The sequence below is a fragment of the Leclercia adecarboxylata genome (assembly GCF_023639785.1).
GTDB classification, from domain to species: Bacteria; Pseudomonadota; Gammaproteobacteria; order Enterobacterales; family Enterobacteriaceae; genus Enterobacter; species Enterobacter adecarboxylatus_D.
Genome location: NZ_CP098325.1, coordinates 312,331 through 333,961 on the forward strand (window position 1 = coordinate 312,331; position 21,631 = coordinate 333,961).

The window sequence follows — 21,631 nt, forward strand, 5'->3', positions numbered from 1 at the left end:
TTCGTAGGCCGGGTAAGGCGCAGCCGCCACCCGGCAATGCGATGCACTAATCCAGCACCAGCACCATCCCGTCATACCCCGCCTCAAACCCTGTCGGCAGCGGGTTGTCCATCATCCACAGGTCGAACTCATGGCTGATGTGGGTCAGGATCACCTGCGGGCAGCCAATCACCTGATTGAGCGCAATAACCGTATTGAGATCGCAGTGGTTGCGCGGGGTCTCGTCCCGCGGGGCGTGGCTGCAGTCAATCACCATGGCCTGCGGCTGGTTGTTGAGTAAAAACTTCACCGTTTTGTCCGGCAGCCCGGCGGTATCGGACAGCCAGGCCACCCGGCTGTGGGCGCTCTCCAGCAGATAGCCAAAGGTCAGCTTCGAATGGTTGAGCGGCAGCGGCGTTACCCGCAGGCCCTGCAGTTCAAACACCACGAACGGCTCCAGAGTATGGCTAAAGTCGAGGATGCCGGGATGCTTAAAGAGATCGTCGCAGCCAGCCTCATCCGGCGGGCCGTACACCGGAATGGTTGCCCCCACGCCCCAGCGCAGCGGGAACAGCCCCTGAACGTGATCCATGTGGTAGTGGGTGAGCAAAATCTGCTGAAAACTGCCCGCCGGCCAGTCGTCCATCAGGTGCGGGATCCCCGCATCGAGCAGCGTCACCGAATCATTGAATTTGACCACCGCGCTACAGGGGCGACGGCGATAATCCTCCTGCAAACGCGCCCGGCGACAGGCCGGACAGTCGCAGCCAAAGGCGGGCACCAGCTGGGCGCCACCGGTTCCCGTTAACGTAATGGTCAGACTCATAGCGCCCCCTTACAGCGGTTTAGTGAAGCGAAAATGGCTCTGTGTGTACCCTTCACGAAGATAAAAGCGGTGCGCGTCGAGGCGCTTGACGCTGGTGGAGAGCTCGGTCATCTCCGCTCCGGCGTGGCGGGCCTCTTCTTCCGCCCAGGCCAGCAGCTGGCTGCCCACCTTCAGGCCGCGGGCCTGCGGCATCACCACCAGCTCCTGGATCTCGCCGATCCAGTTGGCGTGATGCAGATGAAACTGCATGTGCAGGCCGATCATCCCGATGATGTGTCCATCCCGTTCGGCCAGCTGATAACGCATATTGTGATCCTGCAGATTGGCCGCGAACCCCGCATGAAACGCCGACCGGTCAAGCTCCGCCTGCTTTAACTCGCAGATCAGGCCATAAACGGCGTCAACATCTTCCGCGGTGGCGGGACGCAACTCACACTCAGGCATGGTTTTTCTCCTTCTGGCTAATGAGTGAAAGGAAGTTATCGACAGACTGGTGCAAGCGTCCGTCGTTATTCAGCACAGGGCAGTGGGAGGGCGTATAGCGGGCGGCGCGTTCCAGCCGCTGCTCGATCTCTTTTGCGCTCTCCCGGCCACGGTCCTGCAGGCGCTGACGCAGGATATCCGGCGACACCTGCAGGCAGATCGGCAGCAAGGCATCCGCATAGCGCGCCCGCGCCTGGGGAAGATGCGCGCGTGAGCCGTTGACCACCACGTCAAACCCGGCGTGCAGCCACAGGTCGATCTCCAGGCCCACCCCATAATAATAGCCGTTAGCGTGCCAGCTCAGGGCAAACAGCTGCTGCCCGGCGCGGGTAAAAAACTCGGGCTCGCTGAGGGCGATATGGTTTTCGCTCCCCGCGCTGGCGGGGCGGGTGATGTAGCGGTGCGCCACCAGCAGCTGCGGCTGTGGCTGCTGGCGTAACGCCGCCAGCAGACTGTCCTTTCCGGAGCCCGAGGGCCCCATTAACCAGATCACTCTTCCCATCAGAACACCCGTTTTCCCTGACGCCAGACGTGGTCGATATGAATATGCTCGCCTCTGCGGTGCGCCAGCACCAGGTCGGCCCGCTTGCCTTCGCCAATCACCCCGCGATCCTGCAGGTTCAGCGCCTGGGCCGGGTTTCGGGTCACCAGGCGGATGGCCTGCGGCAGGGTAAAGCTGTTGTCTTCGTCATCCGCCACGCGGAACGCGGCATCCAGCAGGCTGGCGGGGTAGTAATCAGACGACAGGATATCCAGCAGGCCGAGCGACGCCAGCTTACTGGCCGCCACGTTGCCGGAGTGCGATCCGCCGCGCACGATATTAGGGGCGCCCATCAGCACGCTCAGTCCATGCTGGCGGGAGGCCTCTGCGGCTTCGAACGTGGTGGGAAATTCGGCGATAACGCTGCCAAGCTGGTGGGATTCGCGGACATGTTCCGCCGTGGCATCGTCATGGCTCGCCAGGGCGATATTGCGCTGACGGCACAGCGCGGCAATGGCCTCCCGATTGGGCTGCGACCAGCGGGCAGCAAGCGCCAGCTGCTCCTCTTCGTAACGCGCCATCTGCTCATCGTTGAGGGAGTACTTGCCCTGATAGTATTCGCGATACTTTTCGATCCTGGCGAACTGGCGCTGGCCCGGAGAGTGGTCCATCAGCGACACCAGGGTCACCGGCTCGCGGCCCGCCAGCTTCTCAAACAGCGGCAGGGTGGTGTGATGGGGCAGCTCGCAGCGCAGGTGCAGGCGGTGCTCGGCGCGGTTGAGGCCGCGCTTCTGGGTCTCTTCCACGGCGTTGATCATCTTCTCCAGGTTCTCCAGCCGGTCGCCGCCGTCGCGCACGTCGCCAATCGCCACCGCGTCCAGCACGGTGGTAATGCCGCTGGCCACCATCATCCCGTCATGGCTACTCATCGCCGAATGGGCGGGCCAGTCCACTTTGGGGCGTGGGGTGAAGAACTTGTCCATGTTGTCGGTGTGCAGCTCAATCAGCCCCGGCAGCAGCCAGCCGCCTTCGCCGTCCATCGCCCCGGGCAGGCGGCTCTGGGTTTCGGCGAAGGTACGGATTACCCCGTCCTGAACGTCAATGGAACCGGCAACGACCTCGTTTTCCAGCACCAGTTTTACGTTGTTTACGATCATGCGCTTCCCCCCATCGGGTGCAGACGATCCGCCACGCGATCCCGCACGGCCTCGTCGTGGAAGATCCCGACGATCGCCGCGCCGCGCGCTTTGGCCTCTTCGATCAGTTCAATGACGGCAGCGCTGTTTCTGGCATCCAGCGAGGCGGTCGGTTCATCGAGCAGTAAAATCGGGTAATCGACGATAAAGCCCCGGGCGATGTTCACCCGCTGCTGCTCCCCGCCGGAGAAGGTGGAAGGGGCGAGATGCCACAGGCGCTCCGGCACGTTGAGGCGCGTCAGCAGGCTGGCGGCTTTGGCGGCGCAGGTGTCGCGCGGTACGCCGAGGTCCAGCAGGGGCTGCATCACCACTTCCAGCGCCGGAACGCGCGGGATCACCCGTAAAAACTGGCTGACCCAGCCGATGGTGGTACGCCTGACGTCGCGCACCTTACGCGCCGGGGCCTGCACCAGATCCACCCATTCATCGCCGTGACGCACATGAATATGGCCCTCGTCCGGCAGATAGTTGGCGTACAGCGAGCGCAGCAGGGTCGATTTGCCGCTGCCGGAGTGGCCGTGCAGCACCACGCATTCGCCATTTTTTACCTCAAGGGAGGCGTTTTGCAGCACCGGCAGACGGACGCCGTTTTGCTGGTGGAGCACAAAGGTTTTACTGACGTTTTCAACGCGGATCATGTTGGCCTCGTGGTTCGGGATGCCGGGTGGCGCTTCGCTTACCCGGCCTGGAAGGAGCGGGATTCACTGCCGGGTGGCGGCTGCGCCTTACCCGGCCTACAAAATCGTAGGCCCGTGCAAGCGAAGCGCCGCCGGGCAACAGCAACCTCAATTCTGCAAAACGGACGACACCAGCAGCTGGGTGTAGGGGTGATGCGGGTCGTCGAGCACCCGGTCGGTCAGCCCACTTTCCACCACCTCGCCGCTCTTCATCACCAGCAGACGGTCCGCCAGCAGGCGGGCGACGCCCAGATCGTGGGTGACAATCACCACCGCCAGGTTCAGCTCCACCACCAGACCGCGCAGCAGATCCAGCAGGCGGGCCTGCACCGACACGTCCAGCCCGCCGGTGGGTTCGTCCATAAACACCAGCTTTGGATGGGTGACCAGATTGCGGGCGATCTGCAGACGCTGCTGCATACCGCCGGAGAAGGTGGTCGGCAGGTCGTCGATACGCGAGGCCGGGATCTCCACCTCTTCGAGCCAGTGTTGCGCCGTCGCGCGGATCTCGCCGTAATGGCGCGCGCCGGTCGCCATCAGCCGTTCGCCGATATTGCCCCCCGCCGACACCTGGCGGCGCAGGCCGTCCAGCGGATGCTGGTGCACCACGCCCCACTCGGTGCGCAGCAGGCGGCGGCGTTTCGCCTCGCTCATGGCGTACAGCGAGTCGCCGTCATAGAGAATGTCGCCGTTCTGCGGTGCCAGCCGGGCGGAGATGGATTTCAGCAGGGTGGTTTTGCCGGAGCCGGATTCGCCGACAATCCCCAGCACTTCGCCCGGCCACAGGTCGAACGATACGTCGCTGAAGCCCTTGCCCGGCGCATAAAGGTGGGTCAGGTTATTGACCGAAAGCAGCGGTTTCATTGGCTGTTGGCCTCGCTCTGTTGGCGGCAAAAATCGGTGTCGGAGCAGACAAACATCCGCTTGCCGGTGTCATCCAGCACCACTTCGTCCAGATAGCTGTGTTTCGATCCGCAGATGGCGCACGGCTCGTCCCACTCCTGGACGGTAAACGGGTGGTCGTCGAAATCCAGGCTTTCAACCCGCGTGTAAGGCGGCACGGCGTAGATACGCTTCTCGCGCCCGGCGCCGAACAGCTGCAGGGCGGGCATCATGTCCATCTTCGGGTTATCGAATTTCGGGATCGGCGACGGGTCCATGACGTAGCGGCCGTTAACCTTCACCGGGTAGGCGTAGGTGGTGGCGATATGGCCGAAACGGGCGATGTCCTCGTACAGCTTCACCTGCATCACGCCATACTCTTCCAGGGCGTGCATGGTGCGGGTTTCGGTCTCGCGCGGCTCGATAAAGCGCAGCGGCTCCGGGATCGGTACCTGGAAAATCAAAATCTGATCTTCAGTGAGGGGCGTTTCCGGGATGCGGTGGCGGGTCTGGATCAGGGTGGCGTCTTCGGTGCGCTCGGTGGTGTTTACCCCGGTCACACGCTTAAAGAACTGGCGGATCGACACGGCGTTGGTGGTGTCGTCTGCCCCCTGGTCGATGACCTTCAGCACGTCCGCTTCGCCGATCACGCTGGCGGTGAGCTGGATCCCGCCGGTGCCCCAGCCGTAAGGCATCGGCATTTCACGGCCACCGAAGGGCACCTGATAGCCGGGGATAGCCACCGCTTTTAAAATGGCGCGGCGGATCATGCGCTTGGTCTGCTCATCCAGATAAGCAAAGTTGTAGCCGCTGAGGTTAGCCATTGTCGCGCTCCTGTTGCAGACGTTTAAGCAGCTCCAGTTCAGCCTGGAAATCGACGTAGTGGGGCAGTTTGAGGTGCGAGACGAACCCGGCAGCCTCGACGTTATCCGCATGGGCCAGCACGAACTCTTCGTCCTGGGCCGGGCCTGAGACCCTTTCGTCGTAGTCCGGTGCCTGCAGGGCGCGGTCAACCAGGGCCATCGCCATCGCCTTGCGTTCACCCATGCCGAACACCAGCCCGTAGCCGCGGGTAAAGTGCGGGGCCTCATCCTGTGGGGTGACGAAGCCGTTCACCATTTCGCACTCGGTTACCAGCAGTTCGCCGACGTTTACCGCAAAACCCAGCTCCTCCGGCACGATGTTGATGTCGATATAGCCGCTGCGGATTTCACCCGCGAAGGGGTGATTTCGCCCGTAGCCGCGCTGGGTGGAGTAGGCCAGCGCCAGCAGGTAGCCTTCGTCGCCGCGCATCAGCTGCTGCAGGCGCGAGGCGCGGGAGCAGGGGTACACCGGCGGGGTGCGGGTGATGTCATCCGGTTCATCGCCGCGATCCTCCTCCGCCTTCGCCAGCCCCTGTCTGGCCAGCAGGCTAAAGACGTGCGGAGAGGCGTCCTGCTGCGGCTCCGCCATTTTCAGTTCCGGCGTTTCGCCGTTTGCCAGCAGGGTGAAATCGAGCAGGCGATGGGTGTAATCGTAGGTCGGGCCGAGCAGCTGGCCGCCGGGGATGTCCTTATACACGGCAGAGATTCGGCGCTCGAGGCACATCTCCGCGGTATTCACCGGCTCGCTCACCGCCAGCTTCGCCAGGGTGGTGCGGTAGGCGCGCAGCAGGAAGATAGCTTCAACGTTATCGCCGCTGGCCTGCTTCAGCGCCAGCGCCGCCAGCTCGCGGTCGGCGATGCCGCCTTCGGTCATCACCCGGTCGACGGCCAGGTTCAACTGCTGTTCAATCTGGGCCACGCTCAGCTCGGGAAGCTGTTCATCGCCCCGGCGCCGGTGCGCCTGCAATGCGTGGGCGGCGGCGATCGCCTTCTCGCCCCCTTTGACGGCAACGTACATCAGCACACCTCCACATGGGTGGTTCGCGGGATCGCCAGCAGACGCTCGCCGCAGGTCAGCAGCAGGTCGATCCCCAGCGGGAACGGGTGCGGGCGCTCGGTCAGCTCATGAATAATGCACTCCGGCAGCTGCGGGGCGACCATGCGTTCGTCGGCGATCCCGGCCCCGGTCAGGCGCAGCATGCGGCCGCCGCTCAGGCTGGAGACCTGCAAAATCAGCGTGGCGCTGGTCTCCGGGGCCACGGCGGTGCCTTCGCTCAGGGCGTTGAGCTGCTCGTGGCTGATGTGCTCGTCGGCCACGGCAAACACCGCCTGCTGGGGCTGATCCACCAGCGGGGCGCTGGTGTGAAAACGCAGGTTGCTGCTGACGATATCGTTGCTGACGGAGCCCGACAGCCACACCGGGGTGTCGTTATCGGCCAGGGTCAGCAGCACGCTGGTGGTGGCGAGGTTAAGCGGCTGCCAGCCATGCTTAAGCTGATGCAGAGAGACGATGACGCCGGGCTCGCTCATGGCTTTCAGCAGGCGACGAAAACTGTGCTGGGCATCCTGCACGGCGAGGGTAAAAGCGGGTTGAAGTGTCATGCGTTGTCTCCGCGAACGAGCGTAAAGAAGTCGACCCGGCTGGTATTTACTTCGGCCTGGCGGGCAGCAAGGCGTGCGGCGCGATCGGCTTCCAGCGGGGCAATAATGGTTTCCATCAGGGCCTGAAAATGGGGGGCTTCCTGCAGCAGGGCGTCCACCACGGCGCACTGTTCGGCGTGCGTTTTATTACGCCCGAGCAGATAGCTGTAGCCGAGCGTGCCGCTGGCGAGGCGCACCACGGCGCGGGTCAGGGTGGCGTCGCCGGCAAAGTAGCGTGCGCCGGTCCCGCCCATCCGGGCCTGAATTTGCACCAGCCCGGTTTCCGGGGCGCGGATCAGTTCGTAGTCCGGCGTCAGGTTCAGGGCGGTGAAACGCGCCGCAAGTGCCGCAGGCTGGCTGTGGGCGAGCACGGCCATCCAGTGCTGACGGGTGGAGGTATTGAAATGCATTCAGTGCTCCATGGTGAATTCAATCATGTCGGCGCGGGTCAGGCTGACGGAGTACTCCGTCGCGTTCACCTCGTCGTCACGGTGGTTAAGGGTGCGCACGCAGAGCAGGGGCGCCATGTTAGGGATTTCCAGCACCTTGCTCTCTTTGGCCTGGGCGCGGCGGGCGCTGATGCGCGTCTGGGTGCGCTTCAGCGCAATCCCGGTGGCGTCGAACAGAAAGTCGTGCAGCGAGCCGCTGGCGAAATGTTGCAGCACCGGCCAGAGGGTCAGGTCCGCGAAGTAGTGATCGATCTGGCACACCGCCACGCCGTTGACCCGGCGCAGGGTGCGCAGGTGAACGACGTTGTCCCCCTCCGAAATCCCCAGCGCGTCCGCGACGTGGCTGGAGGCCGGACGCAGTACCGAGAGCAGTTTCTCGCTGGTGGGGTGGCTGCCCTGATCCAGCAGGTTCTGGCTAAAGCGCGCCTGGGCGTTAAGCGGGTAGTCGAACGGGCGCATCAGCACCAGCACGCCGATGCCCTGGCGGCGCTGAACCCAGCCGCGTTCCACCAGCTGGTCAATGGCGCGGCGCAGGGTGTGGCGGTTGACTTCATAGCGGTCGGCAAGCTGCTGCTCCGCAGGCAGGTAATCTCCGCAGCGGTAGTGGGTCTGCAGCTCCACTTCGAGCTTCGCGGCAATCTCTTGCCAGCGGGTGGGGTAACTGGTCGGATGTCTGGATAAGTGCATATAAAACAATGCCTCGCTACTCAGATGAAGTGCTTACGCAAACGTTGAGAGAGGAAGTCCAGCAGGCTGACGGTAATGATGATCAGCACCATCAGGGCGCAGGTTTGCTGGAACTGGAAACCGCGAATCGCCTCCCACAGGGTGACGCCAATCCCACCTGCACCCACCATGCCGACCACCGTCGCCGAGCGGACGTTGGACTCAAAGCGGTAGAGTGAGTAGGAGATCAGCAGCGGCATCACCTGCGGCAGGACGCCGTAGAGGATCTCTTCCAGCTTGTTGGCACCGGTGGCGCGAATACCTTCGACCGGGCCGGGCTCGATGGCTTCCACCGCTTCCGAAAGCAATTTGGAGAGCACGCCGGTAGTGTGAATAAAAAGCGCCAGCACCCCGGCGAAGGGACCGAGACCGACGGCGACCACGAACAGCATCGCAAAGACCATTTCGTTGATGGCGCGGCAGGCGTCCATCAGGCGACGCACCGGCTGGTAAATCCACCAGGGCACGATGTTATCGGCGCTCATCAGGCCAAACGGAATGGAGAGCACCACGGCCAGAGCGGTACCCCAGACGGCGATTTGCAGGGTGACGGCCATTTCGCCGAGGTAGTCCTGCCACTGGCTGAAGTCCGGCGGGAAGAAGTCGGCGGCGAAGGTCGCCATGTTGCCGGAGTCACGTACCAGCGTAAGCGGATCCATTTCCGCGCCTTTCCAGGAGACGACGAGCACCGCCAGCAGAACGGCCCAGCTAATAAGCGAGAACCAGCTGCGCTTTGGCGGTGGGAGAGTGATGGTTTGCATGTTGACTCCTTTGTGTTTAGTTCCCTCTCCCTGAGGGAGAGGGTTAGGGTGAGGGGGAAATGTGCGCGCTGATGCCCTCACCCCGGCCCTCTCCCACAGGGAGAGGGAGAAAAGCGTTACTGCACCGCTTTACTCACGCTGGTCATGGCGCCCAGCGCGGCGGTCAGGCGGTCGAGATCGTCCAGCTGGGCCTGAATTTCAGACATCTTGCTGCTCTTCTCTTCCTCTTTCAGACCTTTGTTGTCCTTCACGCCCTGGATCTGTTTGAACAGCGCCAGCTGGCGAATCGGCACCAGCTGCAGGTCGCTGGAGGCGCGGAACGGCGCCCAGCCCAGACGTTCCAGCACGGTTTTCTCTTCCGGGGTTTTGCCGTAGTTCATAAAGAAGTCGTACACCTTGTCCTTGGTGCTTTCGGAGAGGTTTTTACGCCACACTATCGGGTCGCCCGGGATCAGCGGCGATTTCCAGATCACCTTCAGCGCTTTCAGCTTGTCCGGGGCAGAGGTCTTCAGCTTGTCGAGATTTTCGGTGTTGTTAGTGGCTACATCCACCTGCTTGTTGGCGACGGCCAGGGCGTTGGTTTCATGCCCGGCGTTGACCGTGCGTTTGAATTCGCTGGTGGAGACGTTGTTCTTCGCGAAGACGTAATAGCCCGGGACCAGGAAGCCCGACGTGGAGTTCGGGTCGCCGTTGCCAAAGGTGAGATCCTTACGTTTAGCGAGCATGTCCTGCAGGTTATTGATCGGGCTGTCTTTGTTGACGATGAGCACGCTCCAGTAACCCGGGGAGCCGTCGGCGGCAACGGTTTGCGCAAAGACCTGACCGTTGGCGCGATCCACCGCTTCCATGGCGGAGAGGTTGCCGTACCAGGCAATGTCCACTTTGTTAAATCGCATCCCCTGGATGATGCCCGCGTAGTCCGGGGCGAAGAAGGCGTTCACTTTGATCCCCAGTTTGGTTTCCATATCTTTCAGGAAGGGTTCCCACTGTGGCTTCAGGTTCTGCTGTGATTCCGTCGAAATGATGCCGAAGTTCAGCGCTTTTTCCTGCTCGTCAGCGAACGCCGGGCTTAACAGGGAGCTGATGCTGAACATGCTGGTAAAAGCCAGCGCGGCAACCGTTTTATAGCTCATTTCCATTCCTCATTGTGGGGACGTTAAGCAGCCTGCGCGCGTTCTTCGACGCGGTTTACGCTGCGGTAGAGATGGTCAAAACGTTCGTTATCAAACTGATGGCTGGCACCATCAAAGAAGACATGTCCCTGACGCAGGGCGACGATGCGCTCGCAGTAACGCAGGGCGTAATCCACCTGGTGCAGCGTCACCACGATGGTGATGCCGTCGTTCTGGTTGATGTCGCGCAGGGTTTCCATGACGATGCGGGCCGATTCCGGGTCCAGCGAAGCAATCGGCTCATCGGCGAGAATGATTTTGGCTTTCTGCATCAGCGCCCGGGCAATCGCCACGCGCTGCTGTTGTCCACCGGACAGGGTGGAGACGCGCTGGTGGGCGAAATGGGCCATACCGACGCGGGTCAGCGCCTGCAGCGCCTCCTGCTTCTGGGCAGGGGAGAACCAGCGCAGGCAGGTGCGCCAGAACGGGGTGCTGCCGAGCGCGCCAGCCAGCACGTTCTCCAGCACCGTCAGGCGATTCACCAGGTTGAACTGCTGGAAGATGTAGCCGGTCTGGGCGCGGCTTTTACGGATATCACTCGCCAGACGGCCCGCGCGCTGCACGGTGTTGCCCAGCAGCTCGACATGGCTTTCCGACGTTTTATCGCAGGTGATAAGGCCGCTTAAGTGGCGCAGAAGGGTGGATTTACCTGAACCGGATGGCCCGAGCAGCGCCACCATTTCGCCCTGATGGACGGTCAGATCAACGGCATGCAGAGCCTTGTTGTGATGGAAGGTCTTGCTCAGTTTCTCGACGCGGATGACAGTGTGCATGGGTGAGGCCTCGATTCAAATGTGGCCTCATGCTGGCGGATCAATGTGACATTTAGGTTAAGTGTTGGTTGCGGGAGTTTGAAGAGTTGAGGTGAAAGGGATGACAGTGCTTGTAGGCCGGATAAGCACAGCGCATCCGGCAACAGTGCCCGGCGGCGCTTCGCTTGCCGGGCCTGCAAAGAGAAAATCAGTTCTTTTTCACAAACTCGGATTTGAGCTTCATCGGGCCGAAGCCGTCGATTTTGCAGTCGATGTTGTGGTCGCCCTCGACCAGACGAATGCCTTTCACCTTGGTACCGATCTTCAGCATCGACGAACTGCCTTTTACCTTCAGATCTTTAATGACGGTGACGTTATCGCCATCCGCCAGCAAGTTGCCGTTGGCATCTTTGACGATCAGCTCGTCGCTCTCTTGCGCAGGCTCGGCGTTGTTCCATTCGTAAGCGCATTCCGGGCAGATAAACATACCGTTATCTTCGTAGGTGTATTCAGAGTTGCATTTTGGACAGTGTGGAAGCTGCATGGTGTTCTCCTCAAAATAGTGCGAACCGGCGGCAATAAGGCCCGCCTAAAATCGACAGGTTGTCGAAAAAGGCGGCAAGTATAACGCATGTCCTTACTGTTGTCGGTGATATTATTTTTCGCTTTTGCCCAAAAAAGCGTTTTCAGTGACATTGTCTGTCAGTGGCTCAGGTAATGATAAGTATCAGGCACGGGAGAGAAACACTTGTGAATGAAAGCAATAATATTTTATTGCGGCAAATTGATACGCCGTGTCATTTCAGATAAGGTTAAGGTGCTAATGATATTCACCGTAAATGTTTTTAAAGCCATCCCCGATCCGCATGGGGTGAATTACCCCTCATTTTTGGTGGGCGATTAAAGATGGTTTATCCTGAAATTTCGTCAATTTGAGCTACGCTCTTTATCTTTCGGTTTCCCTGACCGAAGGAGCGTGCTCCGCTGCTTTAAGCGCTGAAAGATATATTTTATTGTCATCAGACAATTATATTGCTTCGAACATATTTGCTACACGTAATGATATAAGCCGATCCTTCATTCTTAAAATAATTCGGTTATATAAAATTTGTGTTAAGGGAAGGCTTTTACCATGCACACACAAACAATATTTGAGTTAAGCCAGGAAGCAGAAAGGCTGCTGCAACTCTCATTGCAGAATCTCGATGCGCTGAGCGCTATGCCTGTTGCGATGCTGGACAACGCGACGTCGGCGATTACCGGCGAAACCAGTAACATATTACCCCTGCACTTTAGTGCCCGTGGTTTAGAAGCACAGCAGTCGATGCTGAATAATGAGCTGCGCAAAATTACCCGTCTGGAGATGGTGCTGGCGATCGTGGGCACCATGAAAGCCGGGAAGTCCACCACCATCAACGCCATCGTGGGCACCGAGGTGTTGCCCAACCGCAACCGTCCGATGACCGCATTGCCGACGCTGATCCGCCATACCCCGGGCCAGAAAGAGCCGGTGCTGCATTTTTCTCACGTGGCGCCGATCGATACATTAATAAAACAAATGCAAAAGAAGCTCGCCAATTTCGATCGTGGCAAGCTGGCCCAGCAGCTTGAAATTGATAAAGATATGAATGCGCTACTTGGGCGCATTGAAGCTGGCGAAGCATTTGAAAAACATTATTTGGGTGCGCAGCCCATATTTAACTGTTTAAAAAACCTGAACGATTTAGTGCGTCTTTCCCAGGCGCTGGGCACTGATTTTCCGTTTTCCGCCTATGCCGCTATTGAAAATATCCCGGTTATTGAAGTGGAGTTTGTCCATCTGGCCGGGCTGGATGCGCATCTGGGACAACTCACCCTGCTGGACACGCCGGGGCCGAACGAGGCCGGGCAACCACATCTGCAAAAAATGCTCACCGAGCAGCTCTCGCGTGCCTCGGCGGTGCTGGCAGTGATGGACTATACGCAGCTGAAGTCGATCTCGGACGCCGAAGTGCGGCTGGCGATTTCTGCCGTCAGCAAATCGGTACCGCTGTACGCGCTGGTCAATAAATTCGATCAGAAAGACCGTAACAGCGACGATGAGGAGCAGGTGCGGGCGATGATCTCCGGCACCCTGATGAAAGGCCATATCTCGCCGGGCCAGATCTTCCCGGTCTCCTCCATGTGGGGATATCTGGCTAACCGCGCCCGTCACGAGCTGGCGCAGCACGGTAAACTGCCGGATCACCAGGAGCAGCGCTGGGTACAGGATTTTGCCGAGGCCGCGCTGGGCCGCCGCTGGCGGAGTGCCGATCTGGACGATATTGAACATGTTCGCCACTCCGCCGATCTGCTGTGGGAAGACTCCCTCTTCGAGCAGCCGATCCGCAAGCTGATTTATGCCGCCTACGCTAACGCCTCGCTCTACGCGTTACGCTCGGCGTCGCATAAGCTGCTGAATTACGCCCAGAATGCCCGCGAGTACCTTGATTTCCGCTATCAGGGGCTGACGGTGGCCTTCGACGAGCTGGAGCTCAATATTGCCCGCCTGGAGGAGGATATGGCGCTGCTACAGTCCCGCCAGGCGTCGGTAAGCGATGAGGTAAGGCATGAGGTTGGCCAGGCGCTGACGGCGGCGGATCTGTTTATCAGCACCCAGCAGAGCGATATCAAACTTGCGGTAGAGCATATCTTCAACCCGGATAATTTGCTGGATCTGGCCGGGTTTAATCCGCACAAGCTGCATGCCGATGTGTTAGCCACGCCCGGTCAGCTGGTGCTGGACGATGAAGGCCAGGCGCAGATCCTGCTGAGCAAAATCCGCTCCTCCTGCGAAATGATCATGCTGGATGCCCAGGCAAAAATCGGTCGTGAGCTGGCCCTGCGCTTTGACCAGCTGGAAACGACCCTGGCCCGCTCCCTGAACGACGCCATGCGTCCGATTGAGACGCGCATCAAAGAGGAGTTAAGCCACGCCGGTTTCCGCGCGCGGATCAGCTTCCCGGCATTCCAGGCGAACCAGCTTAACTTTAACACCCGAAGTCTGTTCAGCGACGCTATCGCCCAGGAGAGTCAGCCTGCCAGCCAGGCGCAGGGGGCCAGCAGCGCGCTGCGCGAGACGGTCTCCCGCTGGCTGAACAATCCGGGCTGGGGCTGGGAAGACTATGTGATGACGCGAACGCGATACGTTATTAACGTGTCACAGCTTCATGAAAAATTTAAACAGCATATTGATCACTTTTGTGAACAAATTCGTAAAGCTTTGGCGGCGCAGGTCGATGTCTCTGTTACAGCAGGTATGGCGACATTTTTTGCGGAATTCTCGTTATGCCTTGCAGGGTTACAGGAAAGCTTGCGTGATAGCCTCGCAGTGCGCCAGCAAAATGAGCATGCCACACGGGCGCTCAGCCAGCTGCTGCAGCAATGTATTACGACTGCGACGTGGATTCAGGAAGATACCCGACTGTTACGCGATGATATTCAAACGTTATTCGCGGCAGAGCAACCATGACAAAACAATTACTGGACGGTCCTGGACGGACGCTGGAATGTATCCATCCTAAATTTATGGTCGACCTGGTGCAGGGGGCTGACGCGCAGCGTCACGCCTCTGTGGCGTCGCAACAGCAGCACTTTCGTGAGCGTTTAACCCAGGAGATCATGGCGCAGACTCAGCTTCGCCAGTGGGCCATGGGGGGAATGTTCAGCGAAAATGCTGTGCTGCGACTCGGGCTGGCAGAGAAGCTGGCGGGCATGTTTGATCCCGGCCATCTGGCATTGACCCGCATGACGCACATCCTCACTACCCTGCGCCAGCAGGCCAACCTGCGCAACCAGCCGGCCATCGGCCTGGTGCATCAGTACGAAAGCCTTTCCGCCCATTTCCATCAACGGGCGCAGTTTAAAGAGAAAGCCTTAACCCAGCGCGGATTAACGGTACAGGCGGGCGTTCACAGCGAACAGATTTTTACCCGCTGGCGGGCCGGGCACTATGACGGCTGGTCGCTGGCCGGCCGCGGTTATGTGGCGCTGGAGGAGCTGCGCTGGGGGGCATTTGGTGACGCCTGCCGGCTGGCAAATGCGGATGTCAGCGCCATGCTGAAAGACAACCTGTGCAGCATGGTGGCGAACTACCTGGCGCAGGGGATCAACGCCGCGCCCAACACCCGTCATTTCTATCATCAGTGGCTGACCACCCCCAGTACGCCGGGGATTATCGATCATAAAGATATGCTGGGCTGGCTGGGGGACTGGTGTGATACCGACAGGCATCCGGTGTGCTGGTCGGTGACGCAAAGCTGGCAGAACGTGGCGCTGGGGATGCCGAGGCTTTGTTCGGCGGCCAGGCTGGCAAAAGCGATGGTGGGTGAGGTGTTTGGGGAGTAACCGGTTCCCTCTCCCATAGGGCTGAGGCGGCGAGCCCCCCTGGCACGTTCACCGGTTCAGGTGTGACAGAGAGGCAAAGAACGTAAGGTGAACTGAACCAACAACGGAGTCGCATGTTCCCCCTCACCCTAACCCTCTCCCTCAAGGGAGAGGGAATGGTTTGGGCGGGGGCTTACATCTCAGTGGTGCAGTGACTGTACCGCAGGCTGCTCCTCGGTATTCTCCGGGACCTGACCAAAGCGTCTGGCATACAGCGCGGTAATAATCGGAACCAGAATCGCGGTGACGATGACGCTTGCTGCAACCAGTGCGGTAGCGGAAGCGGCAACCGGTTCGAACGCCGGGTTAATCTGGGCGATAATCACCGGGTTTGCCACCGCAGCGCCTGCTGCTGAAGAGGCGGCCACACCCGCAGTACCATTACCTCCACCGATAACACGGTCGGCAATAATCAGCGGAATACCGGTGATAACGATAACCGCCACACCCAGAACAATACCCAGCAGGCCAGTGTCGAGGATCACGTTCAGGTTGATGGTGTTACCCAGCGCGAAGCCGAAGAACGGGATCAGAACCGGTGTCGCTTTGCTGAAGAAGTCGCGCAGATCGTGGTCCAGGTTGCCGAGGGCAAAACCGATCAGGAACGGCAGGACGGCGCCGACAAAGTGGTGTGGTTCGAAGGATGCCAGGCCTGCAGAGCCGAGGATCAGCATGGTCATCAGCGGGCCGGATTCCAGAGACATCAGAACGAAAGCGCCGGACTCTTCTTTGGTGCCGTACTGGTTCATCAGGCTGGCGTACAGACCGCCGTTGGTCATGTCCATGGCAGAAACAATCGCCAGCACGGAGAGGCCTGCGAAGAAGCCGGTCTGAATGCCGTTTTCCGGAATAAACATGGCGCAAACCATCGCCACAATCCACGCTACGGCAATTTTGGTAATAACCAGCGTTCCGGATTTACGTAATACCGTGCCCGTTGCGCGTAAATTAATAGAGGCCCCAATACAGAAGAACCACACCGCAAGAATCGGTACTGTTCCGGTAATCATGCCTTTGGTGAATCCACCAAAATAGGCTCCGGTATTAGGGGCTAAGGTATTTAGAATTGCGCCCAGTACCAGCGGAACCAGCATCATCCCACCGGGGATGCGTTCAATCGCGGCTTTAATCTTCATCATCAACCCTCACATCTCATCACGCATCACCGGCGGATAAGTCATAATTAATAATCTAATGAATACAACGAATTGTGACGCAGTGGCGTCAGGCGATTCGTTATTCATACAGCAGATATAACCAGTTTGGTTTTTTTAACCTTCATTTGAAGGAGACCAGACTCGTTTTGACGGACTTATGATGCGATCGATGGAACTGTGATTCAATGAAAATAAAACAGTGTTTTAGTTATCTTCATCACATATTTTAAGGAAACACGATATTTGCCTCTTGATTATTAAATCGGCTGTAAATGCCATGTAAAAAAATGTCGCTATTTTTTCATTTCACGGAAAATAATAACGTGCGAAAAGGTATTTACAGCGGCAGGCATAAGAAACAACTGATGGTCTGGTATTTACAGTCTTTACACTTCTGGTCATAAACTTAAAAATATATGTGAAGTTGATCACACATATAAACGCTGGTAGGGTATTGAGGTCATCAACAGCCCAGACAGGCGTCAACAGGTTCGGTTGTACTGGTCAAAAAAGGTCAGTGTAAGTAAACCTGCTACGCTTGATTGAGGAGAATGCGCATGAGGCGCTTCCCGGGTTCCACAAAGCGATTTTTTTGAGCGCTGTGGTGAGGACTGGGCTCAGTCTACGAGGATAGCAATGCTTAAAAGGAAAAAAGTTAAACCGATCACCCTGCGCGACGTCACCATTATTGACGACGGTAAACTGCGCAAAGCGATCACCGCCGCCTCGCTCGGTAATGCGATGGAATGGTTTGATTTTGGTGTGTATGGCTTCGTGGCCTATGCATTAGGTAAAGTCTTCTTCCCCGGCGCCGATCCCAGTTTGCAGATGATCGCCGCTCTCGGGACCTTCTCTGTTCCCTTCCTTATCCGTCCGCTCGGCGGTCTGTTCTTCGGGATGCTGGGGGACAAGTACGGTCGGCAGAAAATTCTGGCGATAACGATTGTGATTATGTCGGTCAGTACCTTCTGTATCGGCCTTATCCCGTCGTACGCGAGTATTGGCATCTGGGCGCCGATCCTGCTGCTGCTGTGTAAGATGGCCCAGGGCTTCTCGGTCGGGGGTGAGTACACCGGTGCGTCGATCTTCGTTGCCGAGTACTCTCCGGACCGTAAGCGCGGCTTTATGGGCAGCTGGCTCGACTTCGGCTCTATTGCCGGGTTCGTGCTGGGCGCGGGCGTCGTGGTGTTGCTCTCCACCGTGGTGGGCGAAGAGAACTTCCTCTCCTGGGGCTGGCGTATTCCGTTCTTCCTGGCGCTGCCGTTGGGCATCATTGGCCTTTACTTGCGTCACGCGTTAGAAGAGACCCCGGCGTTCCAGCAGCATGTTGATAAGCTGGAGCAGGGCGATCGCGAAGGTCTGCAGGAAGGGCCAAAGGTTTCGTTCAAAGAGATTGCCACCAAACACTGGCGCAGCCTGCTGACCTGTATCGGTCTGGTGATCTCCACCAACGTGACCTATTACATGCTGCTGACCTACATGCCGAGCTATCTGTCGCATAACCTGCACTACTCGGAAGATCACGGCGTGCTGATTATCATCGCCATCATGGTGGGGATGTTGTTTGTGCAGCCGATCATGGGCCTGCTGAGCGACCGCTTCGGACGTCGTCCTTTCATTATTTTAGGTAGTGTCGCGCTGTTCGTGCTGGCTATCCCGGCCTTCATTATGATCAACAGCAACGTCATCGGGCTGATTTTTGCCGGTCTGCTGATGCTGGCGGTGATCCTCAACTGCTTTATCGGCGTGATGGCATCGACCCTGCCGGCGATGTTCCCGACGCACATTCGCTACAGTGCGCTGGCGGCGGCGTTTAATATCTCGGTGCTGATTGCGGGTATTACCCCTACACTGGCGGCATCGCTGGTAGAGAGCACCCAGAACCTGATGATGCCTGCGTATTACCTGATGGTGATTGCGGTCATCGGGCTGATCACCGGCCTTTATATGAAAGAGACAGCCAACCTGCCGCTGAAAGGGGCAACACCTGCCGCATCCGACCTCCAGGAAGCGAAGGAGATCCTGCGCGAGCATCACGACAACATTGAGCAGAAGATCGAAGATATCGATGCTGAGATTGCAGAGCTACAGGCGAAGCGCTCCCGGCTGGTGGATCAACACCCCCGCATTAACGAGTAAATAAAAAAACCCGGCCAAGGCCGGGTTTTTTTGTGCCTTTTGTTTGCATCATCTCTTTTTTCATACCTGAACGGAATACAACTAAAGTTTATTGGCGGTTTTAATGAATAGTGCATACGCTTTACTTAAACGGATGTCTCTATAAATTTAACGCCTTCAGCGTTAAGAGGGGGATGTATGCTGAGTTTTACACCCACATAGTTGTGAGCCCGGGCAATCCCCCAGGATGCTGACTCTTTCCGGTAACGTACCCTTACGCGAAACAGCTTTTTATTTTTTTAATACGTTCACGGGTGCAATTAGCGCTACAAAAAAATAATACCGATGCTTAATTATAAGTAGGTCCGGGCATGCTGAGAAATTCGCAAAAGATCACCCATGGAGGTTACTCAGTATTCATTAAATTAATTGATTTCTTCTCAATTAATTTAATTCTGATGCTCAGTGGTTGGTGGTTGAAAATGGAGTCTTTCGACACTGTAATTTTGATCAGCTTATTGTACTCCACCGCATTTTTACTCTTTGGTGAATACACGGAGTGTTATCTTTACAGACCTAAAAACAACAAGTTACGCAATCAAAGACGGCTGTTCTTGACGGCTTTTTTAGCCATTCTGTTTATCGGCATGGTGCGAATTTTAGTCGCCAAATTATATTCGTTGGGTTACTTAACCTTTATTGATATGCGCAATATTCCTGCCCTGCCGTTATGGTATGCCTCGCCGATCCCGTTTCTGTACGTTGTCCGCCTGATTATTTTCAAACTCTCAGCGAAAAAGCGCATCAGAGTCGCCATTATCGGGATTACCGATAACGGCCTGGCGGCGGAAAAGGCGTTACGTCTGGAGTATGCGGATGTGCAGCTGGAACTGGCCTTCTACGATGAACGCGGCCCGGAGCGGCTGGGCGAACTGGCGAAAAGAATTACCAGCCCTTATAACGGTCCCGTCATCAAACTGGTCGAAGAGGCAAAGGCCGGCAGGGTCGACGAAATCTACATCGCCCTGCCGATGGTGGCCCTGGAGCGCATACGCCATTTTCTGGCCATGATGTCCGATACCACGGTAAATACCTGGATCGTGCCGGACTTTTACGCCTACAGTACCAATACCTCGCAGATACGTTCTGTTCATAACCTACAGACCATTGGCATTTTCACCTCCCCCCTTGATGGCGGTGGGTCGTTTATTAAACGCGCGGAAGATCTGGTTCTGGGCAGCGTGATTATGGTAATGATTGTCTCGTTAATGATCGTCATTGCCATTGGTATTAAGCTCACCTCACGCGGGCCGGTTTTCTTCAAACAGGATCGCTATGGGCTGAGCGGGCAGAAGATCAAAGTCTGGAAGTTCCGGACCATGAAAGTTATGGAAAATACCGACACGGTGATACAGGCGACACGAGATGACCCGCGGGTCACGCGCTTTGGAGCATTCTTGCGTCGGACATCTCTGGATGAACTGCCGCAGTTCATCAATGTTATTCAAGGAAATATGTCGATTGTCGGCCCACGGCCCCATGCTGTGGCGCACAACGAGCTTTACCGTAAGCAGGTCGAAAACTACATGATTCGCCATAAAGTGAAGCCTGGGATCACAGGTCTGGCGCAAATTAATGGCTATCGTGGCGAAATTGATGCGCTATATAAAATGGAAAAGCGAGTCCAGTACGACATTGAATATATTCAGAACTGGTCCTTTTGGTTAGATATAAAAATCATCATTAAAACCATTTTTAAGGGATTTGTCGGTAAGAATGCATACTAAAATTATTATTATCGCTGGGATTATGGCGTCTCCGGTCGCGTTAGCAGAATTAACGCCAAAATCACATATCGGCTGGGCGGGTATCGACTTTCAAAGCAATGTCGGGGTGAACTATGGGCATAACGATAACGTCACCTTCCAGCCTCACGATAGCGACGCGAAAAGCTCCGACTTCCAGAGTCTCAGACCCGTCTTGTCCCTGAACGGGGAGCGCGGTCAGGACAAGTATCTGCTGATGTACACCGGGGATTATCGTCACTACTCCAGCGACTCGGCGGATGACTACGACGATCACTTCTTCCGCTTCAAAGGCGACTGGCGTTATGGTCTGATGCATGGCCTGAGCCTGACGCTCGAAGACTCTCTCGGCCATGAGGAACGCGGGCGCGGCGTGACGGAGGGGTTCCTGCCGGAACAGTTCCGGGAATTTGGCGTGACCTCACCGTTAACCACCAATCTGTTCAACAGCGAGCTGCGCTATAGTTACGGTGCGCCCGACGGACGGGGAAGGGCAGACCTGGCGTTAATGCACCGCAAATGGTCTTTTGGAAATACCGGCCAGGTTGAAAGCAGGGATGAGGACTTTGCACAATATATTCGCGAGCAGGAGTGGACCGAAAATACCCTGATTGCAGAAATTTTCGATCAATACACCTCTAAGACGCGTTTTCGCTATAGTTTTATTACCAACCAGTTTCATTACGATCATGACTCCGCAAAAGACAGTAATGAATACTATTTGCGTTATGGCATTCAGTCGCAGCTGACGGGCAAAACGAACGTTGATATGAACGTGTCGTGGCTCTATAAAACCTTTGAGAATAACCCCGGCTCGAAGGATTTCAACGGGATTAACTGGGATATTCTCGGGGAATGGAAACCGCTTCAGCAGTCGCTGTTTACGCTAAGAACATCACAAAGTATTAAGGATCCTTCTGAAGCGGGCGGATATAATTTAGTTACCGAGTACGGCATTTCATACAAACACTTGTGGATGAATGACCGCTTAACGATGTTGCTTGATTATGCGTGGATTACAGAGGACTACAAAGATCAGAACAAGGACCGTCATGACAAAAATGGGGTGTTTTCATTTATCGTAGGTTATGACCTCACGCCATCGGTTAACCTTGGTGTGGAATATCATCTTGATACGCTTAAGTCTAATAAAGATACAGATACCTTTACTATCGGCCCCAACGACGATCGCGTCGTGACCGAAACGTTGGGCTATGATCAATCTTTAATTATGCTTACAGCTAAGGTTCAGATTTAAA

The 21,631-nt window shown here is 57.2% G+C and carries 21 protein-coding genes; 5 read left to right on the forward strand and 16 right to left on the reverse strand.

Annotated features, from left to right (window positions below; genetic code table 11):
* Nucleotides 1–46 precede the first annotated feature (46 nt).
* From phnP to NB069_RS01515, 15 genes are all read right to left on the reverse strand, one after another.
* Entirely contained in the window at nucleotides 47–805 is a 759-nt protein-coding gene (phnP, locus tag NB069_RS01445; protein ID WP_250587147.1) for a phosphonate metabolism protein PhnP, read from the reverse strand.
* A 9-nt stretch (nucleotides 806–814) separates the two neighbouring features.
* The gene (gene phnO, locus NB069_RS01450) at nucleotides 815–1,249 is read right to left on the reverse strand and encodes an aminoalkylphosphonate N-acetyltransferase (RefSeq protein WP_250587149.1); all 435 of its coding nucleotides are present in this window, start codon (nucleotides 1,247–1,249) and stop codon (nucleotides 815–817) included.
* Nucleotides 1,242–1,793 carry a ribose 1,5-bisphosphokinase gene (gene phnN, locus NB069_RS01455; protein ID WP_250589430.1) on the reverse strand — a complete coding sequence of 184 codons (552 nt, stop codon included), beginning with the start codon at nucleotides 1,791–1,793 and terminating at the stop codon, nucleotides 1,242–1,244. The genes phnO and phnN overlap by 8 nt, the downstream gene beginning before the upstream one ends.
* A complete protein-coding gene (phnM, locus tag NB069_RS01460; RefSeq protein WP_250587151.1) occupies nucleotides 1,790–2,926 on the reverse strand; it encodes an alpha-D-ribose 1-methylphosphonate 5-triphosphate diphosphatase in 1,137 nt (378 codons plus the stop codon). The genes phnN and phnM overlap by 4 nt, the downstream gene beginning before the upstream one ends.
* Complete coding sequence (phnL, locus tag NB069_RS01465; protein ID WP_250587153.1) at nucleotides 2,923–3,603, reverse strand: phosphonate C-P lyase system protein PhnL; 681 nt, start codon at nucleotides 3,601–3,603, stop codon at nucleotides 2,923–2,925. Before phnL ends, phnM begins: the two co-directional genes overlap by 4 nt.
* 147 nt (nucleotides 3,604–3,750) lie before the next feature.
* Nucleotides 3,751–4,506 (reverse strand): phosphonate C-P lyase system protein PhnK, encoded by a 756-nt coding sequence (phnK, locus tag NB069_RS01470; protein WP_250587154.1) that lies wholly within the window; start codon nucleotides 4,504–4,506, stop codon nucleotides 3,751–3,753.
* Nucleotides 4,503–5,348: an alpha-D-ribose 1-methylphosphonate 5-phosphate C-P-lyase PhnJ gene (gene phnJ, locus NB069_RS01475; RefSeq protein ID WP_250587156.1), complete on the reverse strand. Its 846-nt coding sequence runs from the start codon at nucleotides 5,346–5,348 to the stop codon at nucleotides 4,503–4,505. The genes phnK and phnJ overlap by 4 nt, the downstream gene beginning before the upstream one ends.
* A complete protein-coding gene (locus tag NB069_RS01480; protein ID WP_250587158.1) occupies nucleotides 5,341–6,405 on the reverse strand; it encodes a carbon-phosphorus lyase complex subunit PhnI in 1,065 nt (354 codons plus the stop codon). The genes phnJ and NB069_RS01480 overlap by 8 nt, the downstream gene beginning before the upstream one ends.
* On the reverse strand, nucleotides 6,405–6,989 hold the full coding sequence (gene phnH / locus NB069_RS01485; RefSeq protein WP_250587160.1) for a phosphonate C-P lyase system protein PhnH: 585 nt from the start codon (nucleotides 6,987–6,989) through the stop codon (nucleotides 6,405–6,407). Before phnH ends, NB069_RS01480 begins: the two co-directional genes overlap by 1 nt.
* A complete protein-coding gene (gene phnG / locus NB069_RS01490) occupies nucleotides 6,986–7,438 on the reverse strand; it encodes a phosphonate C-P lyase system protein PhnG (protein WP_250587162.1) in 453 nt (150 codons plus the stop codon). The genes phnH and phnG overlap by 4 nt, the downstream gene beginning before the upstream one ends.
* Entirely contained in the window at nucleotides 7,439–8,164 is a 726-nt protein-coding gene (phnF, locus tag NB069_RS01495; protein WP_250587164.1) for a phosphonate metabolism transcriptional regulator PhnF, read from the reverse strand.
* Nucleotides 8,165–8,184: 20 nt separating this feature from the next.
* Nucleotides 8,185–8,964, reverse strand: coding sequence for a phosphonate ABC transporter, permease protein PhnE (gene phnE / locus NB069_RS01500; protein ID WP_250587166.1), 780 nt, complete (start codon nucleotides 8,962–8,964; stop codon nucleotides 8,185–8,187).
* A 116-nt stretch (nucleotides 8,965–9,080) separates the two neighbouring features.
* Nucleotides 9,081–10,097, reverse strand: a complete 1,017-nt coding sequence (gene phnD / locus NB069_RS01505) for a phosphonate ABC transporter substrate-binding protein (protein ID WP_250587167.1) — start codon at nucleotides 10,095–10,097, stop codon at nucleotides 9,081–9,083.
* Nucleotides 10,098–10,120: 23 nt separating this feature from the next.
* Nucleotides 10,121–10,909 carry a phosphonate ABC transporter ATP-binding protein gene (gene phnC, locus NB069_RS01510; RefSeq protein ID WP_250587168.1) on the reverse strand — a complete coding sequence of 263 codons (789 nt, stop codon included), beginning with the start codon at nucleotides 10,907–10,909 and terminating at the stop codon, nucleotides 10,121–10,123.
* A 187-nt stretch (nucleotides 10,910–11,096) separates the two neighbouring features.
* Nucleotides 11,097–11,432, reverse strand: coding sequence for a zinc ribbon domain-containing protein YjdM (locus NB069_RS01515; protein WP_250587169.1), 336 nt, complete (start codon nucleotides 11,430–11,432; stop codon nucleotides 11,097–11,099).
* Between the two features lie 588 nt (nucleotides 11,433–12,020).
* On the opposite strand from NB069_RS01515, the gene crfC reads away from it, so the two are divergent.
* Both crfC and NB069_RS01525 read left to right on the forward strand, forming a co-directional pair.
* Nucleotides 12,021–14,378 carry a clamp-binding protein CrfC gene (gene crfC / locus NB069_RS01520; protein ID WP_250587170.1) on the forward strand — a complete coding sequence of 786 codons (2,358 nt, stop codon included), beginning with the start codon at nucleotides 12,021–12,023 and terminating at the stop codon, nucleotides 14,376–14,378.
* On the forward strand, nucleotides 14,375–15,253 hold the full coding sequence (locus NB069_RS01525; protein WP_250587172.1) for a YjcZ-like family protein: 879 nt from the start codon (nucleotides 14,375–14,377) through the stop codon (nucleotides 15,251–15,253). The genes crfC and NB069_RS01525 overlap by 4 nt, the downstream gene beginning before the upstream one ends.
* 179 nt (nucleotides 15,254–15,432) lie before the next feature.
* On the opposite strand, the gene kdgT is transcribed toward NB069_RS01525, so the two are convergent.
* The gene (gene kdgT, locus NB069_RS01530) at nucleotides 15,433–16,428 is read right to left on the reverse strand and encodes a 2-keto-3-deoxygluconate transporter (protein WP_250587174.1); all 996 of its coding nucleotides are present in this window, start codon (nucleotides 16,426–16,428) and stop codon (nucleotides 15,433–15,435) included.
* A gap of 657 nt (nucleotides 16,429–17,085) precedes the next feature.
* On the opposite strand from kdgT, the gene proP reads away from it, so the two are divergent.
* From proP to NB069_RS01545, 3 genes are all read left to right on the forward strand, one after another.
* Nucleotides 17,086–18,588, forward strand: coding sequence for a glycine betaine/L-proline transporter ProP (proP, locus tag NB069_RS01535; RefSeq protein WP_250587176.1), 1,503 nt, complete (start codon nucleotides 17,086–17,088; stop codon nucleotides 18,586–18,588).
* Between the two features lie 350 nt (nucleotides 18,589–18,938).
* Complete coding sequence (locus NB069_RS01540; protein ID WP_250587178.1) at nucleotides 18,939–20,354, forward strand: undecaprenyl-phosphate glucose phosphotransferase; 1,416 nt, start codon at nucleotides 18,939–18,941, stop codon at nucleotides 20,352–20,354.
* A complete protein-coding gene (locus NB069_RS01545) occupies nucleotides 20,344–21,630 on the forward strand; it encodes an outer membrane beta-barrel protein (RefSeq protein ID WP_250587179.1) in 1,287 nt (428 codons plus the stop codon). Before NB069_RS01540 ends, NB069_RS01545 begins: the two co-directional genes overlap by 11 nt.
* The last annotated feature ends 1 nt before the right edge of the window (nucleotide 21,631 follow it).

Excerpts from the sequence above, each read along its gene's own strand:
- phnP (WP_250587147.1), bottom strand. The coding sequence starts at position 805 with ATGAGTCTGACCATTACGTTAACGGGAACCGGTGGCGCCCAGCTGGTG.
- phnO (WP_250587149.1), bottom strand. The coding sequence starts at position 1,249 with ATGCCTGAGTGTGAGTTGCGTCCCGCCACCGCGGAAGATGTTGACGCC.
- phnM (WP_250587151.1), bottom strand. The coding sequence starts at position 2,926 with ATGATCGTAAACAACGTAAAACTGGTGCTGGAAAACGAGGTCGTTGCC.
- phnL (WP_250587153.1), bottom strand. The coding sequence starts at position 3,603 with ATGATCCGCGTTGAAAACGTCAGTAAAACCTTTGTGCTCCACCAGCAA.
- phnK (WP_250587154.1), bottom strand. The coding sequence starts at position 4,506 with ATGAAACCGCTGCTTTCGGTCAATAACCTGACCCACCTTTATGCGCCG.
- phnJ (WP_250587156.1), bottom strand. The coding sequence starts at position 5,348 with ATGGCTAACCTCAGCGGCTACAACTTTGCTTATCTGGATGAGCAGACC.
- NB069_RS01480 (WP_250587158.1), bottom strand. The coding sequence starts at position 6,405 with ATGTACGTTGCCGTCAAAGGGGGCGAGAAGGCGATCGCCGCCGCCCAC.
- phnH (WP_250587160.1), bottom strand. The coding sequence starts at position 6,989 with ATGACACTTCAACCCGCTTTTACCCTCGCCGTGCAGGATGCCCAGCAC.
- phnG (WP_250587162.1), bottom strand. The coding sequence starts at position 7,438 with ATGCATTTCAATACCTCCACCCGTCAGCACTGGATGGCCGTGCTCGCC.
- phnF (WP_250587164.1), bottom strand. The coding sequence starts at position 8,164 with ATGCACTTATCCAGACATCCGACCAGTTACCCCACCCGCTGGCAAGAG.
- phnE (WP_250587166.1), bottom strand. The coding sequence starts at position 8,964 with ATGCAAACCATCACTCTCCCACCGCCAAAGCGCAGCTGGTTCTCGCTT.
- phnD (WP_250587167.1), bottom strand. The coding sequence starts at position 10,097 with ATGAGCTATAAAACGGTTGCCGCGCTGGCTTTTACCAGCATGTTCAGC.
- phnC (WP_250587168.1), bottom strand. The coding sequence starts at position 10,909 with ATGCACACTGTCATCCGCGTCGAGAAACTGAGCAAGACCTTCCATCAC.
- NB069_RS01515 (WP_250587169.1), bottom strand. The coding sequence starts at position 11,432 with ATGCAGCTTCCACACTGTCCAAAATGCAACTCTGAATACACCTACGAA.
- crfC (WP_250587170.1), top strand. The coding sequence starts at position 12,021 with ATGCACACACAAACAATATTTGAGTTAAGCCAGGAAGCAGAAAGGCTG.
- NB069_RS01525 (WP_250587172.1), top strand. The coding sequence starts at position 14,375 with ATGACAAAACAATTACTGGACGGTCCTGGACGGACGCTGGAATGTATC.
- kdgT (WP_250587174.1), bottom strand. The coding sequence starts at position 16,428 with ATGAAGATTAAAGCCGCGATTGAACGCATCCCCGGTGGGATGATGCTG.
- proP (WP_250587176.1), top strand. The coding sequence starts at position 17,086 with ATGCTTAAAAGGAAAAAAGTTAAACCGATCACCCTGCGCGACGTCACC.
- NB069_RS01540 (WP_250587178.1), top strand. The coding sequence starts at position 18,939 with ATGCTGAGAAATTCGCAAAAGATCACCCATGGAGGTTACTCAGTATTC.
- NB069_RS01545 (WP_250587179.1), top strand. The coding sequence starts at position 20,344 with ATGCATACTAAAATTATTATTATCGCTGGGATTATGGCGTCTCCGGTC.